Raw genomic sequence first — 15,847 nt, 5'->3', positions numbered from 1 at the left:
CTCTGCTGAACAGCGCATTCGGGGCTGCGGATGAAGGGGCGGGAGCCTGCGAATCTGCACTTTTTTAACGCGCCGGCTGCTCGCATCGCACCAGTCGGAAGCGAAGTCGTGAGTGTTGATCCGGGCGGGTTTGTGCGGCTGGATGAACGCAAACCGTTGGTGCCAATGGGGTTACAGGGCTTTTGCTGTCGACTGGCACAGTTGCTGCAAACGTCATCATCAAGTCCATGGGTTATTCCGTGGAAAGCTCTCTCGGTCAACGACGATCGACTGGCCGCACAGGTCGAGGGCAACATCGGTGGATCAGGCACAGCCGTCTGATTTCAACACCATAAAAGAACAGGCAAAGACGCCTGGAACCGCAAGGTTTCAGGCGTTTTTTTTTGCTTTTTGAACCGTGATGGATTGGCCGGGTGCTTCTTATGAATTCCAATGTTGCCACTTTGAACAAACTGCAAACGCTGGTCGTGATCGGCAATGGCATGGTCGGACATCATTGCGTCGAGCAACTGATCGAGCGCGGTGCCCTTGACCATTATCGGCTGCACGTTTTCAGCGAAGAGCCGATGCGCGCCTATGACCGTGTGCACCTTTCCGAGTACTTCACCGGTCGCGATGCCGAGTCGTTGGCACTGGGCGAGGCTTCGTTGTACCAGATGCCGGGCGTCACGCTGCACCTGGGTGTGCCGGTGCTGGAGATCGACCGCGAACGTCACGAAGTCATCACCGCCCAAGGCAGTGTCGCTTACGACAAACTGGTGCTGGCCACCGGGTCCTATCCGTTTGTACCTCCGATTGAAGGCGCCGAGGGCGACTCGCGGCTGGTGTATCGCACCCTCGAAGACCTCGACGGGATTCGTGCGGCGGCGGCCAATGCCCGGCGCGGCGTGGTGGTCGGCGGCGGGTTGCTTGGCCTGGAAGCGGCCAACGCGCTGAAAAGCCTGGGGTTGGAAGCTCACGTGGTGGAATTCGCCCCGCGTTTGATGCCGGTGCAACTGGACGAATACGGCGGTCGTGCGCTCAAGGCGCAAATCGAACGACTCGGCGTTGGCGTGCATCTGGCACGCGGCACGCAGTCGATCAGCGCGGGTGAGCAATATCGCTACCGGATGAATTTCGGCAATGACGAATTTCTTGAAGCCGACCTGATCGTGTTCTCCGCCGGGATTCGTGCGCAGGATGCGCTGGGCCGTCAATGTGCACTGGAAATCGGCCCGCGTGGCGGTGTGGTGATCGACGATAACTGCGTGAGCAGCGACCCCGACATCTACGCCATCGGCGAATGCGCTTCGTGGAACGGCAGCCTGTTCGGTCTGGTCGCGCCGGGTTATCAAATGGCCCGCAGCGTTGCGACCCGCTTGTGCCAGCAGGACGCCGAGCCGTTCACCGGCGCCGACATGTCGACCAAGCTGAAACTGCTGGGTGTCGATGTCGGTTCCATTGGCGACGCCCACGGCAATACACCGGGCGCCCGCAGCTATCAGTTCATCGATGAAGCCACGGCGAGCTACCGGCGCCTGGTGGTCGACGAGTCGGGTAAACGCGTGCTCGGGGCCGTGTTGGTCGGCGACAACAGTTACTACGACACCTTGCTGCAATACATGCAGAACGGCATCGCCTTGCCGGCGGAACCGGCCAGCCTGATCCTGCCGTCGTCGACCGGTGCCCCGACCCTGGGCCCGGGCGCACTGCCGGAGTCGGCCACCGTTTGCTCGTGCCACAACGTCACCAAGGGCGCGATCTGCTCGGCCATCGACGGTGGTTGCAGCGACCTTGGCTTGCTCAAGACGCAGACCAAGGCCTGCACCGGTTGCGGTGGGTGTGCCGGATTGCTCAAGCAAGTGTTCGAACACGAGCTGATTGCCCGTGGTGTCAGCGTCGATAAAAGCCTGTGCGAACACTTCGCCTACACCCGTCAGGAACTCTATGCGCTGGTGCGTGTGGAAGGGGTGATCACCTTTGAAGAGCTGCTGGCCAAACACGGTCGCGGCCACACCGGTTGCGATGTGTGCAAACCGGCAGTGGGTTCGATTCTCGCCTCGTGCTGGAACCAGCCGATCATGGACACCTCGCTGGTGCCGTTGCAGGACACCAACGATACGTTCATGGCCAACATGCAGAAAAACGGCACCTACTCGGTCGTGCCGCGGATTCCGGGGGGCGAGATCACTGCCGACAAACTGATCGCCATCGGTGTGGTGGCGAAAAAGTACGACCTCTACACCAAGATCACCGGCGGCCAGCGCATCGACCTGTTCGGCGCGCAATTGCATCAGTTGCCGGAGATCTGGGGCGAGTTGATTGAGGCGGGTTTCGAAACCGGCCACGCCTACGGCAAATCGACCCGTACCGTGAAGTCTTGCGTGGGCAGCACCTGGTGCCGTTACGGCGTGCAGGACAGTGTGCAAATGGCCCTGACCATCGAGGACCGCTACAAAGGTTTGCGCTCGCCGCACAAGCTCAAGTTCGCCGTGTCCGGTTGCACCCGCGAGTGCGCCGAGGCGCAGAGCAAGGACGTGGGCGTGATAGCCACCGAGAAGGGCTGGAACCTCTACATCGCCGGTAACGGCGGCATGCGCCCGCGTCATGCCGAGCTGTTCGCCACCGACCTTGATGATGAAACCCTGATCCGCTACATCGACCGCTTCCTGATGTTCTACATCCGCACCGCCGACAAATTGCAGCGCACCTCGGTCTGGCGCGAAAGCCTGGAAGGGGGCCTGGACTACCTCAAGGACGTGATCATTCACGACAGCCTCGGGCTCGGTGCCGAACTCGAATCGCAGATGCAACTGGTGGTCGATCGCTATGAATGCGAGTGGGCCAACGCCCTCAAGGACCCGGAAAAACTCAAGCGCTTCCGCACCTTCGTCAACGACAAGCGCCCGGACCCGGACATCCACTTTGTCCAGGAACGCGGTCAGCGTCGTCCGATCATGGCCGCCGAACTCAACCTTATCCCTGTCACCGAGGAGATTGCCTGATGAGCCCATTCAATACCCAACGCGCCGAGTCCCTGCAGTCCGGGGCCTGGCAATCCGTCTGCAATGAGCAAGACCTGGTGAACAACTCCGGCGTCGTGGTGTGGCATGACGGCGCGCAAGTGGCGCTGTTCTATCTGCCCACGGTCGAAGGCCAGACGCTCTACGCCATCGACAATCACGACCCGAAATCGGGGGCGAATGTGATTGGTCGTGGCCTGATTGGCAGTATCAAGGGGGATTTGGTGGTCGCCGCGCCGATCTACAAACAGCACTTTCGCCTGGAAGACGGTTGCTGCCTGGAAGACCCGCAACAGCAGCTGCGCGTCTGGCCCGTGCGTTTGAATGAGGGTGTCGTGGAGATTGGCGTAGCCTGACGACCGGGTCGTCAAGCTACGCCATGTCCCCTTGAATCAATGGAACGGGAAGATGTAGTTCATCCACGCGGCCATGCGCAACAGGATCTTGCGCATCATGGCGATATGGTGAAAATGCTGGCTGTAGACGGCGGCCTGTCCGTAAGCGCCACCTGGCATCTGTTGAGCGTACTGGGCGTAATCGGGGTCGGTGATTTCAATGATCACCGGCACGCGGCCCGCGGGCGGTGAACCCGTGAAGCCGATGAGCGTGCCCGAAGGCTGGACCTGGCCTTCAGCGATCACGGAAATGACACTTTTGACCTTGCCTTCGAACACCTTGCCGGGAATGCCGTCGAACGCGACTTCAGCCTCGTCGCCTTCGGTCAGACGCAGCAAGCTGTTTTGACGCATCCACGCCGAGAAGTAATGCCCCTCGTCAGGAATGAACACCATGGAAGGGCGCAGCGGCAATCGGGTCGCCATCATGCCCGGACGCAGCGAAACGTGAGTGACAAAACCTTTGCTCGGTGCACGAACCGTGGTGTTCTCGAGTTCGTACTGCGCATTGTCCAGCTGTGCCTTCAGGTCATCGCTTCGAGCGACGACGGTATCCAGTTCGCGTTGAGTGGCGAAGTTACGCTTGATCAGTTCGCTGATACGGGCACGGTCGGCCTGCGCGGCGATCAGTTGCGCCTTGAGGGATTTGACCCGGTATTCAAACGGCGCAGGGTCCAGGCGAAACAGAATATCGCCTTTTTCCAGCGGCTCGTTGGTCTTGACCGGCACGTCGATCACCTGGCCACTGACCACGGGGATCACCGGGACCGACACGAAATACGAACGGGCCACCTCGGAGTACGGGTGGTTGTAGTTCATCGTGAAAATCAGCGCGCCGATAATCACGATCCCGCCCAGTACCGCCGTGGGGACCGTCCATTTGTTCAAGGGAATGCGGAAGATTTTGAAGATCGCAACACAGAGGGCTGCATACGTCAGGATAAGTAAGAGATCCATGGCTTAGATGCCCTCGCCTTTATTGTCCGTCGGCAATGCGGAGTGCGTCGTGCCCGTCGCCGCTTCGAGGCGCTGGACGCGACCTTGCAATTCCGCGACTTGTTGTTCGAGGTGAATCACATGACTTTTCGGTGTTCCGCCGTCGCCGAAGCCCCAGCCCCGATCTTCCCTGTAAGCCATCGCCCATATCCATAAAAATGGCCACAATGCGTGCAGGGTGAACAAGCTGACCCAGCCAGTGGCGTGGATCGCGTCTTGATGGGGGTGGTTGCGGTGTACGGAAATTTCATAAGGAATGTCGTGAAGGACGATGATTCCGTAGAACAGAACAAGCCCGACAAAAATCAACAGACCCAGTGCAAAGTAATCAAGCATGAATTGGCCCCCTTTGAATCAGCAGATGTGCTCGGCTGAGTGTAGCCGCTCAAACTACACTTGAGCGGGCCGGGACGATACACGCCACTCATGGGCCCTGCAACGGCTAAAAACTGCGAGTAAATGGTTGGAAACAAACCTTCAAGGCGAAGACGCATGCAAAGTCAATCAGAACAAAAAAGGGCACGGGTACTCGATCCCGTGGAGCGCATTACCGAAGTGATTTTCGGCCTGTTGATGGCCATGACTTTTACGGGAACCATCAGCGTGGCAACCGCAGATCAATCGGCAGAACGCACGATGATGATCGCCGCGCTCGGTTGCAATCTCGCCTGGGGGCTGGCGGACGCGGTGATGTATCTGCTGCGGACATTGGTCGAGCGCACGCGCAGGATCAAGTTGTACGTCAGCTTGCGTAACGGTGCGGATTCGGCGGACGGTCAGGCACTGGTTGCACAAGTACTGCCGCTGCATCTCGCGGCGGCGGCCGGCACGGAAGGCCTGGAATTGTTGCGCAGCCGCCTGCTTGAACAGCCTTCGCTGCCCGAGCAGGCGAGCCTCGGCTGGGATGATTTCAAAGGCGCACTTGGGGTTTTTCTGTTGGTCGCCGGCTCGACGTTTCCGCTGGTGGTGCCGTTCATCCTGCTTGACCAGACAGCCCTTGCCATACGCCTGTCCAACCTGATCGGGCTGTTGGTGCTGTTCATCGCCGGCTGGATGCTCGCCAAGTATGCCGGTGCAAAACCATGGCAGGGCGGTGCGGTGATGGCGGTGACGGGCGGGGTGCTGATCGTCGCGATCATTGCGCTTGGCGGGTGAAGACTGAGATCAGGATATACACTGAAGACTCATTCTCATTTACAATGCGCAACCATTTTCGCTGGGCAGCCGGGTATGGATGTTCTCGCCGCGTTACATCACTACCTGGTTGAGCCGGTCACCGAGCAGTTTTTTGGGCTCTTTGATGTGAACGGTCGCCTGTGCCTGGCGTTTCTACTGTCGTCTTACAGTGTCGCCTGGTGTCTGTTCCGCTTCAGGAGCGCACGCGGGCTGACCGACGCGCGCTCATTCTGGCAGTTCATCGGCGGCGGCCGGGTCTATCTGCACCGGTCGGCCCTGCTGGACTATCGCTACTACTTCGTCCTCGCCGTCCTCAAGGTTGCCCTGGTGCTGCCCATCGTCGGCCTGGTCGATCCGTACGTCCTGCGTTCTGCGGACTACAGCGCATTTTTCACCCGGTTGTGGGGGGCGCGTACGCAAGTGGGGGACAATCTCTCGTTGTCCCTGCTGTTTGGGCTTGGCGTATTTCTGGTGAAGGATTTCAGCCATTACTGGGGCCATCGTGCCTTTCATTCCCGCTATCTGTGGGCGTTCCATAAAGTCCATCATTCGGCGCCTGTGCTGGTGCCGGCCACCGCCAGCCGAACGCATTTTCTCGAAGAAGTGGTGGAAAAACTCAGCGATACGATTTGCATTGGCGCCTACGCCGGCCTGTTCTGGTACGCCTGTGGCGGGGAGATCAGCCGCTATACGCTGTTTGGCGTGACCTACATGGTTTTCATCTTTAATGGACTGGCGGCCAACCTGCGCCACAGCCACGTCTGGTTTTCGTTTGGCCCCTTGATCGAGCGCGTGGTGAGCAGCCCCGCGCAACATCAGATCCACCACAGCAATGCGCCCCGGCACTTCAACAAGAACTTCGGCATTAACCTGTCACTCTGGGACTGGATGTTCGGCACGCTCTATGTCACGCAATCGAAGCCGGAGACGCTTCAATTCGGTACGGGTGACCAGGATGTCGAGCGTTACCTGACGGTTCGCGGCTTGATCCTCACGCCGTTTATCGATATCGCCCACCAAGTCCTTTCGCGCAAAAGGTCCGCCATCGCAATAATCGACATCGAGCGCAGCCAACGCTGATCCGTATTTTTCCGCGCAATCTGCATCTGTAACGGGTGCAGTCATCGGCCCACAATAAATCCCATTCACGGTATGGGAGGTTGTATGGCGAAGATGACGATTTTTCTGGGCGGTTTTCTGGTGTTGACCATTCTGATTGGTGCGCTGGCGACGATTCCTCCGGCGTGAAACCGATTGACTGCCAGTTGGCGTGGTAAAACCGCTCAGGTCTCCCTTCATCTTGTACGCACCTGGTGGATAGTCGTGATTTAGACTAAACCGGAGTATCCAGGTGCGGGAGTGACAAGCGTGGCGGGATTTCGATGGACTCGATGATCACGGCAGCAGCGCTGGCGTTGGCGGCGGGCGATCCGCTCGGCGCGCTGGACCGCGTTGCTTTGCGCAATGACGCTCCGGCGCTGGCCTTGCGCGGTATTGCCATGGCGCAACTGGGTGATCTGGAGCGGGCCAGGGCACTGGTGAAAAGTGCCCACCGGGCCTTCGCCCCGAAAGAGGTGTTGTCCCGCGCGCGGTGCGTGGTGGCCGAGGCCGAAATCGCCTTGGCTTCGCGGGAACTCGGCTGGCCGGTCAAGGCGCTGGAAGCGGCGCGGGTGACGCTGGAGGCCCACGGTGACCGGCTCAACGCGGCGCATGCGCGGTATCTGCAAATCCGTCGTTTGTTGCTGATCGGGCGACTCGACGAAGCACAGCAAACACTCACGGAACTTGACCCCGGCCCATTACCGCCGGCCTTGCGTGCGATCCATGAACTGGTCGTCGCGGGGATCGCCATTCGGCGGCTGCAATCGAACGCGGCAAAGGAAGCGCTGACCCGGGCCCGACACGCGGCCGAACAGGCGAATATCCCGGCGCTGATGGCCGAGGTCGAACACGCGGCACGCCTGCTCGACACCCCGGCGGCGCGCCTGATTGTTCGAGGCGAAGCGCGGCCGGTGTTGCTGGAGGAGGTCGAGGCCGTGCTCGGTTCGACGGCATTGGTGGTGGATGCATGCCGATATAGCGTGCGCGGCTGTGGCATGTCGGTCTCCCTCGCCACGCGTCCGGTGCTGTTCATCCTTGCCCGGACATTGGCTGAAGCGTGGCCCGGCGATGTTTCAAGAGAGACACTTATTGAAACTCTCCGACGAATCCCATCGCGCACGGCTGCGGGTTGAAATCGGCAGGCTGCGTAAAGCGCTCAAGCCCCTGGCAGAAGTGACCGCCACCCCACGAGGATTTGTCCTGCAATCACAGGCATGCCCGGAGGTGATGGTGCTGGCCCAACCCGTCGAGGAAAAGTTTGCGGCGGTGCTTGCCAGCCTTGCCGACGGTGAGCCGTGGTCGAGTTCCGCGCTGGCGTTGGCCCTGGGTGCCAGCCAGCGCACAGTGCAACGGGCTCTGGATGCATTGGCGCAACAAGGCAAGGTGCAATCGCTGGGGCGTGGTCGAGCGCGGCGCTGGATGACGCCGCCTGTGCCCGGTTTCGCGACGACCTTGTTACTCCCGGTTTCGCTGCCCGGTGGCTAGGATCGACGCCACAACCCCTTGTTGAGGAATGCCAGGATGAAACACGCAACTGCTGAAATCATTCGTGAATACGGCCCGTTTGCCGATGTCGACCATGTATGCGGCGTCACGTGGGATGGCGAGAAGGTCTGGTTTGCCTGCAATAGCAAAATCAATGCGCTGGACCCGGACAGTGGCAAGGTGCTGCGCTCGATTGACGTTGCCGCCCATGCCGGCACTGCCTTTGATGGCGAGCACCTGTTCCAGATCGCCGAAGACCGCATCCACAAAATCGATCCCCGGACCGGACATATCCTTTCGACCATTCCCGCCCCCGGTGGTGGCAGCGATTCGGGGCTGACCTGGGCCGAAGGCTCGCTGTGGGTGGGGCAGTATCAGGAACGCAAGATTCACCAGATCGACCCCGGAAACGGCAAGATCCTGCGCACCATCGAGTCCAACCGCTTTGTCACCGGTGTCACCTTCGTCGAGGGGGCTCTGTGGCACGGCACATGGGAAGGCGACGAGAGCGAACTGCGCCGCGTCGACGCGAAAACCGGCGAGGTCCTGGAAAGCCTCAAGATGCCGGAAGGAGTCGGGGTTTCTGGGTTGGAATTCGATGGTGGCGAGCGGTTTTTCTGCGGTGGTGGCGGCAGCGGAAAGGTGAGGGTGGTACGCCGGCCTGCGTGAATCACAGGCACCAAACTTTTTGTAGGAGCAAGCTTGCTCGCGATTGCAATGTGACAGGCAACATCGATGTTGGCTGAACTGACGCTATCGCGAGCAGGCTCGCTCCCACAGGGGGAGGCGCATAGTATTTTTCCGTCCTGCCACGTTTTCTCTAGAACATAATCGGTCTAAAACCGGCCTTGGCAATCCGGCTGATTTTGCTAATCTGAATCCTGTAGGTGAAGACGCAGACTGATGCGCAAAAGGATAGCAAGGAAACGTGGGGCGCGTTCCGAAGGGTACACGGTTAGAAAGATCTCCGCGCTGGGATCCAGCCCTTATGCCGTGTGAAGCAGAAGAGCATCTTTACAGTTTCATCACTCTTTTGTGGGAGTCCTGATAAACCTTGTAAGCCGGAGACCAGCACCGGCCACCTACTTTCTTTCATTATCAAAGCCCGCGACGTGCGGGCTTTTTCATGCGTGCGATTCAGTCGGATCAGGGCGCGCCGAACAGCATGGTCCAGTAGACGCCTTTGTCGCTGCGCGAGTCTGCGGCGTAAGCGGCACCGACCTGAGTGAACATCGGGTTCATCAGGTTGGCGCAGTGCCCGGGGCTGGCGAGCCAACCGGCCATCGCCTTGCTTGGCGAACCCTGGCCGGCAGCGATGTTTTCACCGATCTGCCGGCCACGGTAACCGGCAGCCCTGGCCCGGTCTGCGGGCATGTCACCATCGGGGTCCTGATGCGCGAAATAGTTATCGTAGGCCATGGCCTTGCTGTGACCTTGGGCGGCGGCACCCAGAGCGGGGTTCCAGCTCAAGGGGCGGGCAGCGGCGAAGCGCTGACGACCGCAAAGGCGCGGTTTGGCACGCGCCGCATTGACCTGCGCGAGCAACGCCTTGCCGGCGCTTCGCGCATCGCCGGTTTGTCCCTCGAGCACGGGCTTGGCAAGCACCACTTGCCATTCACGCCCGGAACGGGTGACGCCGATGTCGGCGTATTGGCTGTCGAGCAGCGCTGCGCAGTGCTCGTCTTGAAGCAGGTCGAATGCGTCCTCGGCATCCTGTGCACCCACCACGCGAATGGAACGTACTGTCACCGCTTGATAGCCGGAAGCCTTCAATCGGTCGCGCAATCCGCCGCCATAACCGATGGGCAATGCCAGGTTCGGCTTGAGTGACAGGGGCGACAAGCGCTGCGCCGGGCGTCGGTCGCAGCGCTGTGGGTGAGCGCGATAGTCGTTGATGGCGTCCACCAGCTGCCTTTGCCCATTGGCATGGGCGGGGCTGGCAAGAACGGGGAGCAAGGCAGACAGGCACAGTGAAGTAAAGCGCAAGGCAACGACAGTTTGGCGCATGGTGCGGACAACTCGAAAGAGATGACAACGATGGGAGTGGGGGAAAACGCTGGTATGACTGGCGTCTTGGGACAAGGTTCACGGCGGGCGCGAGCCTGTTTGGTGCCGGAACCCAATGTCCGACGAAGGGTAGGCGCGCGCTCCAACCGTCCAGCGGGGGCAAGCCCTTTCGCCACAGACTCTAATGCGCCGTTTCCGAACCACCACCCAATGCCTTGAAATATTCGGGACTGTCGCTGATCGAGTTGTGCCCCGCGCCTGGAATCACCTGCAGCGACGCCACACCGGGGAGGAAATGGCGATAGAGCCGCTGGGTGCTGGCGCCGGGAATCACTTCGTCATGTTCGGCGGCAATCAGCTTCGTCGGCACGGCGATGTGCGCGGCATAGCGCCAGGATTCGAATCTGTCCTTCAACAGCCAATGCACCGGCAACCAGCGGAACTGGCGGACTGCGAGTTCTTCCAGACTGTTGTACGGCGTGACCAGTACCAGTTTCGTCGCCGGGCGGGCGCTGGCCAGGCGCACGGCGACCCCCGAACCCAGGCTGCGCCCAACCACCGTGATCTGCGGGTGGTCGGCGTAAACCTTGTCGAACAAGGCCATGGCATCGCGGGCGATGGCTTCTTCGGAGGGAGAACCGCTGCTGCCGCCAAAGCCTCGGTAATGCATGAAATACAAGGCATGGTCCGGGAAGGCTTCGGCGTACCCCGGCAGGCTGCGTGAGACGTCCTCGGCATTGCCACCGAAATAGATCAGCGCTTTCGGGCCATGCTGCGCACGCACCGACACAAGCACCTGCGCGTCGTCGACCGGTAGCGTCAGCAGCGTTGCTGACGATTCAGCGGCCCGGGGTTGCGGGTAGTAGATCAGCGAGCGCTGAAAGACAAACAGCAGAAGGCAGAGCGCCAGATACAGCGCGGCAAGGATGACGACGAGCAACACCAGTTTTCGAGACATTCGGCTAACGTTAGTGGGTGGAATTGACGGCTCCGGGGTGCTGTCAAAGTGTAGCTGGCGGTAAAGGAGGGCACCGATGCCCGCGTGGCTCAATGCGTTGGCGACCCTGAAGTATGACGAACAGGGAAGAATCGTCGGCGGCAGCTACGCTGATGTGGCAAGCAGTACGGAATGTCAGACGCAACAAGTCGAAACCTGGTCGACTGGTGAAGGGCATTTTATGAGCCATTCTGAGGGTTACACCCGTAGAAGACTTCTCACGCTGGCTGCCGGTGCTTCGGCGGTATTCACGTTCGGTCCGGTCGGTGCACAATCGGCGCCGCCGACGGGAACAGGAGGCAAGACCATGCAGACCCGCGTCATTCCTTCCAGCAATAGCAATGAGTCATTGCCGATCGTCGGCCTTGGCACCTATCGCGGTTTTGATATGGCGCCCTCGGACCCCGCCTACAAAAACCTGGCCGTCGTGCTCAATGCGTTGTTCGAGAAGGGCGGCAAGGTCATCGACAGCTCACCGATGTACGGTCGCGCCGAACAGACCACCGGTGAGCTGCTGTCGATCCATGAGCCACGCTCGCCGGCGTTTCTGGCGACCAAGGTGTGGACCCGTGGTCGCGAGGAAGGCATTGCGCAGATGGAGCAGTCCTTCAGCCTATTGCAGACCGACCGTATCGACCTCATGCAGATCCATAACCTGCTGGACTGGCAAATCCATCTGCCGACGTTGCGCCACTGGAAGGAAGCGGGGCGCATCCGTTATATCGGCATCACGCATTACACCGCTTCGGCCTATGAAGAAGTGGAAGCGGTGCTCAAGGCCGAGCCGCTGGACTTCTTGCAGATCAACTATGCGCTGGATGACCGTGGCGTCGAAAAACGCATCCTGCCGCTGTGCCGCGACCGGGGCGTGGCGGTGATTTGCAATCGACCGTTTGGGGGTGGCGGCTTGATTGATCGGCTTCAGGGCAACCCACTGCCCGGTTGGGCGGCACAAGTCGGGGTCAAGAGCTGGCCGCAACTGGCGCTCAAGTTTCTGTTGTCCCATTCGGCGGTGACTTGTGTCATTCCCGGTACCGGCAACCCGCGCTACATGGCGGAAAACGCTGGCGCCGGCTTCGGCCCGATGCTCACCGACGCCCAGCGTCAGCAGCTGATTGCGTTGGTGAGCTAGTCGCCAACGGGCCGTGAAAGCTCTCCTATACTGTTCCGCGTCCACGTCTGGGCATCGCAAATGCGGTGCCGATGGCGTCCCTGTCCATCACTGCAAGGAGATCGAACATGGCAATTCGTATCGGCGACGAAGCACCGGATTTCACCGCTGACACCACCGAGGGCAGCATCAACTTTCATCAATGGATCGGCGACGGCTGGGCGATTCTGTTTTCCCATCCCAAGGATTTCACTCCGGTTTGTACGACTGAGCTGGGCTACCTGGCCAAGCTCAAACCGGAGTTCGACAAGCGCAACACCAAGGTTATCGGGCTGAGCATCGACCCGGTCAGCGACCATAACCGCTGGGTGGGTGATATCGCCGAGACCCAGGGCGCGGCGGTCAACTATCCACTCATCGGCGACGAAAACCTGGTGGTGGCCAAGCTCTACGACATGATCCACCCCAACGCCAGCGGCGGCTCGCGCACGGCGGTGGACAACGCCACGGTGCGTTCGGTGTTCATTGTCGGCCCGGACAAAAAGGTCAAGGCGATGCTGATCTACCCCATGAGTGCCGGGCGCAATTTCGATGAAGTGCTGCGGTTGCTCGATTCCCTGCAACTGAATGCCAAGCACACCGTGGCGACGCCGGTGAACTGGCGGCCGGGTGAAGATGTGATCATTCCGACGTCGGTGTCTGACGAGGATGCGAAGAAGAAGTACCCGGACGGGTTCAAGACCCTGAAGCCGTATTTGCGGACTGTGGCTCAGCCAAAATAGTTTTCGGCAATGTAGCCGCCATCGCCAGCAAGCCGGCGCCTACAGGTTTTGTGAACACCTGTAGGAGCCGGCTTGCTGGCGATGAGGCCGGCCGGTCCTGCCGACCTGAAACTCCGATTCAAAGCAGATACTTTTTAAACCATCCTACCGTCCGCTCCCACGCCAGTTTCGCCGCCGCCTCGTCATAACGCGGTGTGGAATCATTGTGAAACCCATGATTGCAGCCAGGGTAGATGAACGCCTCATACGTCTTGCCCCCCGCCTTCAACGCCTTCTCATAGGCCGGCCAACCTTCGTTGATGCGTGTATCCAGCTCGCCGTAGTGCAGCATCACCGGGGCCTTGATCCGGGGTACTTCTTCGGCGGTTGGCTGGCGACCGTAGAACGATACGGCAGCGCCCAGTTCCGGGTAGGCCACCGCAGCGGCGTTGGTCACACCACCGCCGTAGCAGAACCCGGTGATGCCGACTTTCCCTGTGGCGGCCGGGTGTTTCATCATCCACTCGACGGCGGCGAAGAAGTCGTTCATGAGTTTTTCCGGGTCGACCGTCGCTTGAAGTTCACGACCTTTATCGTCGTTGCCGGGATAGCCGCCGACCGAACTCAGGCCATCCGGGGCGAGGGCGATGAACCCCGCCTTGGCCACACGCCGGGCGACGTCTTCGATGTACGGGTTGAGCCCGCGGTTTTCATGCACGACCACCACCGCCGGAACCTTGCCGGTGGCCTTGGCCGGGCGCACCAGATAACCCCGCACCTCGCCATGACCCTTGGGCGAAGGGTAGGTGACGTATTCGGCAATGATGTCCGGGTCGGTGAACGCGATTTGCTCGGCCAGTGCATAGTTGGGGCTCAACGCCGCGAGCAGGGCGCTGGCGGTCAATCCGCCGAGGGTGAACAACGCCGCACGATCAAGAAACTCCCGGCGATTGATCTTGCCGTGGGCGTAGTAGTCGTACAGCTCCAGCAGTTCGGGGGCGAAGTCTTTGGCGGTGAGGCGGGTCATGGTGGCGTTCCTCTCGGGCTGGTTGAACACAAACCCTGTAGGAGCGAGCCTGCTCGCGATAGCGGTGTGTCAGACAAAGTATTATTGCCTGTGCCGCCGCCATCGCGGGCAAGCCCGCTCCTACAGGGATCAACGGTGGTGTCAGAGCTTCATTTCAGGCACTGCGCCCCGGCCTTCGCCACCTGCGCATCCTGCTCGGCCTTGACGCCGGACACGCCGACCGCGCCAATCACCTGGCCGTCGAAAACGATCGGCACGCCGCCCTCCAGCGAAGTCAGCAACGGGGCTGACAGGAATGCGTGGCGTCCACCATTGACCATGTCCTCATAAAACTTGGATTCGCGTCGACCCAACGCCGAGGTGCGCGCCTTTTCGGTGGCGATGTAGGCGCTGCCCGGAGCGCAGCCGTCGAGGCGTTCGAGGGCGAGCGGGTGACCGCCGTCATCGACGACTACGATGGTCACCGCCCATTGATTGTTTTGCGCTTCGGTGCGGGCGGCGGCGAGGATCTGGCTGACTTCGGTCTGGCTGAGGACGGCTTTACGGTTCATGGACATCTCCAGGATTCGGTTAAGGCAGGACGGCTTCGACCAGTTCGATCCAGTGCCGGACCGGGGTTCGGCCAGCGCCGTCGAGGTGCGACTGGCAGCCGATATTGGCCGTGACGATGACCTCGGGGTGGCCGCTTTCCAGGGCGTTGAGCTTGTTATCGCGCAGTTGCCGGGACAGCGCCGGCTGGGTCAGCGAATAGGTGCCCGCCGAGCCGCAGCACAGGTGGCCGTCGGGAACGCTGGTCAGGTTGAAACCCAGTTGCATCAGCAAGGCCTCCACCGCGCCACCGAGTTTCTGCCCGTGCTGCAAGGTGCAAGGGCAGTGGAACGCCAAACGCTGCGAAGCGTGGATGCCGAGCTGCTCCAGCGGCTCGTTGCGCAGCACTTCCACCAGGTCCAGGGCCAGTGCGCTGACCTTTTTCGCCTTGTCGGCATAGGCCGGGTCGCTGGCGAGCAGATGCCCGTAATCCTTGATGAACGCGCCACAACCGCTGGCGGTTTGCACAATCGCCTCGGCGCCTTTTTCGATACTCGGCCACCAGGCGTCGATGTTGCGCCGGGCACGGTCGAGACCGGCGGCCTGGGCGTCGAGGTGATAATCCACAGCGCCACAACAACCGGCCTCGCGGCTGCTGATAACGCTGATGCCCAATCGATCCAGCACCCGCGCCGCCGCCGCATTGGTATTGGGCGACAGGCTGGGTTGTACGCAACCTTCGAGCATCAACACCTGGCGATCGCGATGGGTGCGGGGGCGCGGCTTGGCAGGCGTTGCATGGCGCGGCAATTTGCTTTGCAAGGCGTCGGGCAGCAGTGCCCGGAATACCTGACCGCTGTTGACCAGTCCCTTGAACAACTCCGGATGAGGAACGGTCCGGCGCAAACCCTCACGCAACAGGCGTTGACCGAGCGGGCGCGGCACTGCCGCATCGACCACCGCCCGGCCGATGTCCAGCAGGTTGTGGTAATCCACGCCCGAAGGGCAGGTGGTTTCGCAGTTGCGGCACGACAGGCAGCGGTCAAGATGCTGCTGAGTCTTTTGCGTGACCTCGTTGCCTTCCAGCACTTGCTTGATCAGGTAAATCCGCCCCCGTGGCCCGTCCAGTTCATCGCCGAGCAATTGATAGGTCGGACACGTGGCATTGCAGAATCCGCAGTGCACGCAGGTGCGCAGAATGCTTTCGGCTTCTGCGGCACGGGGCAGCTCGCGGGCGCGTTCACTCAATGTCGTCTGCATG

The 15,847-nt window shown here is 60.7% G+C and carries 15 protein-coding genes and 1 pseudogene; 9 read left to right on the top strand and 7 right to left on the bottom strand.

All coding sequences use genetic code 11. The features are described 5' to 3' along the window. The first annotated feature begins 108 nt into the window (after nt 1-108). From CKW15_RS27930 to nirD, 3 genes are all read left to right on the top strand, one after another. Nucleotides 109-321 carry a hypothetical protein gene (locus CKW15_RS27930; protein ID WP_143498338.1) on the top strand — a complete coding sequence of 71 codons (213 nt, stop codon included), beginning with the start codon at nt 109-111 and terminating at the stop codon, nt 319-321. Between the two features lie 101 nt (nt 322-422). After that, nucleotides 423-2,984: a nitrite reductase large subunit NirB gene (gene nirB / locus CKW15_RS02765; protein WP_095151540.1), complete on the top strand. Its 2,562-nt coding sequence runs from the start codon at nt 423-425 to the stop codon at nt 2,982-2,984. After that, nucleotides 2,984-3,358 carry a nitrite reductase small subunit NirD gene (gene nirD, locus CKW15_RS02760; protein ID WP_095151539.1) on the top strand — a complete coding sequence of 125 codons (375 nt, stop codon included), beginning with the start codon at nt 2,984-2,986 and terminating at the stop codon, nt 3,356-3,358. The genes nirB and nirD overlap by 1 nt, the downstream gene beginning before the upstream one ends. A gap of 36 nt (nt 3,359-3,394) precedes the next feature. Here nirD and CKW15_RS02755 read toward each other — a convergent pair whose 3' ends face one another. Together CKW15_RS02755 and CKW15_RS02750 are read right to left on the bottom strand one after the other, a co-directional pair. Next, nucleotides 3,395-4,354, bottom strand: a complete 960-nt coding sequence (locus tag CKW15_RS02755) for an HlyD family secretion protein (RefSeq protein ID WP_095151538.1) — start codon at nt 4,352-4,354, stop codon at nt 3,395-3,397. Nucleotides 4,355-4,357: 3 nt separating this feature from the next. Continuing rightward, the gene (locus CKW15_RS02750) at nt 4,358-4,729 is read right to left on the bottom strand and encodes a DUF3302 domain-containing protein (protein ID WP_095058478.1); all 372 of its coding nucleotides are present in this window, start codon (nt 4,727-4,729) and stop codon (nt 4,358-4,360) included. Nucleotides 4,730-4,885: 156 nt separating this feature from the next. Between CKW15_RS02750 and CKW15_RS02745 the strand changes: the two genes are divergently transcribed. The 4 genes and pseudogenes from CKW15_RS02745 to CKW15_RS02730 all read left to right on the top strand — a co-directional run bounded on the left by CKW15_RS02745 (nt 4,886) and on the right by CKW15_RS02730 (nt 8,824). Further along, nucleotides 4,886-5,548: a hypothetical protein gene (locus CKW15_RS02745; RefSeq protein ID WP_095151537.1), complete on the top strand. Its 663-nt coding sequence runs from the start codon at nt 4,886-4,888 to the stop codon at nt 5,546-5,548. Nucleotides 5,549-5,623: 75 nt separating this feature from the next. After that, a complete protein-coding gene (locus CKW15_RS02740) occupies nt 5,624-6,649 on the top strand; it encodes a sterol desaturase family protein (RefSeq protein WP_095151536.1) in 1,026 nt (341 codons plus the stop codon). A gap of 302 nt (nt 6,650-6,951) precedes the next feature. Continuing rightward, nucleotides 6,952-8,155: pseudogene (locus tag CKW15_RS02735) on the top strand (helix-turn-helix domain-containing protein). Nucleotides 8,156-8,191: 36 nt separating this feature from the next. Further along, entirely contained in the window at nt 8,192-8,824 is a 633-nt protein-coding gene (locus CKW15_RS02730) for a PQQ-binding-like beta-propeller repeat protein (RefSeq protein ID WP_095058482.1), read from the top strand. 477 nt (nt 8,825-9,301) lie between these two features. Here CKW15_RS02730 and CKW15_RS02725 read toward each other — a convergent pair whose 3' ends face one another. Together CKW15_RS02725 and CKW15_RS02720 are read right to left on the bottom strand one after the other, a co-directional pair. Continuing rightward, nucleotides 9,302-10,162, bottom strand: coding sequence for a CAP domain-containing protein (locus CKW15_RS02725; protein WP_095151535.1), 861 nt, complete (start codon nt 10,160-10,162; stop codon nt 9,302-9,304). A gap of 181 nt (nt 10,163-10,343) precedes the next feature. Next, on the bottom strand, nt 10,344-11,144 hold the full coding sequence (locus CKW15_RS02720; protein WP_095151654.1) for an alpha/beta hydrolase: 801 nt from the start codon (nt 11,142-11,144) through the stop codon (nt 10,344-10,346). A gap of 196 nt (nt 11,145-11,340) precedes the next feature. On the opposite strand from CKW15_RS02720, the gene CKW15_RS02715 reads away from it, so the two are divergent. Beyond that, on the top strand, nt 11,341-12,291 hold the full coding sequence (locus CKW15_RS02715; protein WP_177450544.1) for an aldo/keto reductase: 951 nt from the start codon (nt 11,341-11,343) through the stop codon (nt 12,289-12,291). A 107-nt stretch (nt 12,292-12,398) separates the two neighbouring features. Beyond that, nucleotides 12,399-13,052 carry a peroxiredoxin gene (locus tag CKW15_RS02710; protein ID WP_095151533.1) on the top strand — a complete coding sequence of 218 codons (654 nt, stop codon included), beginning with the start codon at nt 12,399-12,401 and terminating at the stop codon, nt 13,050-13,052. A 118-nt stretch (nt 13,053-13,170) separates the two neighbouring features. Here CKW15_RS02710 and yghX read toward each other — a convergent pair whose 3' ends face one another. The 3 genes from yghX to glcF all read right to left on the bottom strand — a co-directional run bounded on the left by yghX (nt 13,171) and on the right by glcF (nt 15,846). Further along, nucleotides 13,171-14,058, bottom strand: coding sequence for a YghX family hydrolase (yghX, locus tag CKW15_RS02705; RefSeq protein ID WP_095151532.1), 888 nt, complete (start codon nt 14,056-14,058; stop codon nt 13,171-13,173). Nucleotides 14,059-14,207: 149 nt separating this feature from the next. Beyond that, nucleotides 14,208-14,609: a heme-binding protein gene (locus CKW15_RS02700; protein WP_095151531.1), complete on the bottom strand. Its 402-nt coding sequence runs from the start codon at nt 14,607-14,609 to the stop codon at nt 14,208-14,210. 19 nt (nt 14,610-14,628) lie between these two features. Continuing rightward, on the bottom strand, nt 14,629-15,846 hold the full coding sequence (gene glcF, locus CKW15_RS02695; RefSeq protein WP_095151530.1) for a glycolate oxidase subunit GlcF: 1,218 nt from the start codon (nt 15,844-15,846) through the stop codon (nt 14,629-14,631). Between the last annotated feature and the right edge of the window lies 1 nt (nt 15,847).

It is taken from the genome of Pseudomonas sp. Irchel s3b5 (assembly GCF_900187435.1).
Classification (GTDB): Bacteria; Pseudomonadota; Gammaproteobacteria; order Pseudomonadales; family Pseudomonadaceae; genus Aquipseudomonas.
This window is presented reverse-complemented; position numbering and strand designations above follow the sequence as displayed.

Coding starts and splice junctions, on each gene's coding strand:
- glcF (WP_095151530.1), bottom strand. CDS start 15,846: ATGCAGACGACATTGAGTGAACGCGCCCGCGAGCTGCCCCGTGCCGCA.
- CKW15_RS02730 (WP_095058482.1), top strand. CDS start 8,192: ATGAAACACGCAACTGCTGAAATCATTCGTGAATACGGCCCGTTTGCC.
- CKW15_RS02700 (WP_095151531.1), bottom strand. CDS start 14,609: ATGAACCGTAAAGCCGTCCTCAGCCAGACCGAAGTCAGCCAGATCCTC.
- CKW15_RS02725 (WP_095151535.1), bottom strand. CDS start 10,162: ATGCGCCAAACTGTCGTTGCCTTGCGCTTTACTTCACTGTGCCTGTCT.
- nirB (WP_095151540.1), top strand. CDS start 423: ATGAATTCCAATGTTGCCACTTTGAACAAACTGCAAACGCTGGTCGTG.
- yghX (WP_095151532.1), bottom strand. CDS start 14,058: ATGACCCGCCTCACCGCCAAAGACTTCGCCCCCGAACTGCTGGAGCTG.
- CKW15_RS02745 (WP_095151537.1), top strand. CDS start 4,886: ATGCAAAGTCAATCAGAACAAAAAAGGGCACGGGTACTCGATCCCGTG.
- CKW15_RS02755 (WP_095151538.1), bottom strand. CDS start 4,354: ATGGATCTCTTACTTATCCTGACGTATGCAGCCCTCTGTGTTGCGATC.
- nirD (WP_095151539.1), top strand. CDS start 2,984: ATGAGCCCATTCAATACCCAACGCGCCGAGTCCCTGCAGTCCGGGGCC.
- CKW15_RS02740 (WP_095151536.1), top strand. CDS start 5,624: ATGGATGTTCTCGCCGCGTTACATCACTACCTGGTTGAGCCGGTCACC.
- CKW15_RS02710 (WP_095151533.1), top strand. CDS start 12,399: ATGGCAATTCGTATCGGCGACGAAGCACCGGATTTCACCGCTGACACC.
- CKW15_RS02750 (WP_095058478.1), bottom strand. CDS start 4,729: ATGCTTGATTACTTTGCACTGGGTCTGTTGATTTTTGTCGGGCTTGTT.
- CKW15_RS02715 (WP_177450544.1), top strand. CDS start 11,341: ATGAGCCATTCTGAGGGTTACACCCGTAGAAGACTTCTCACGCTGGCT.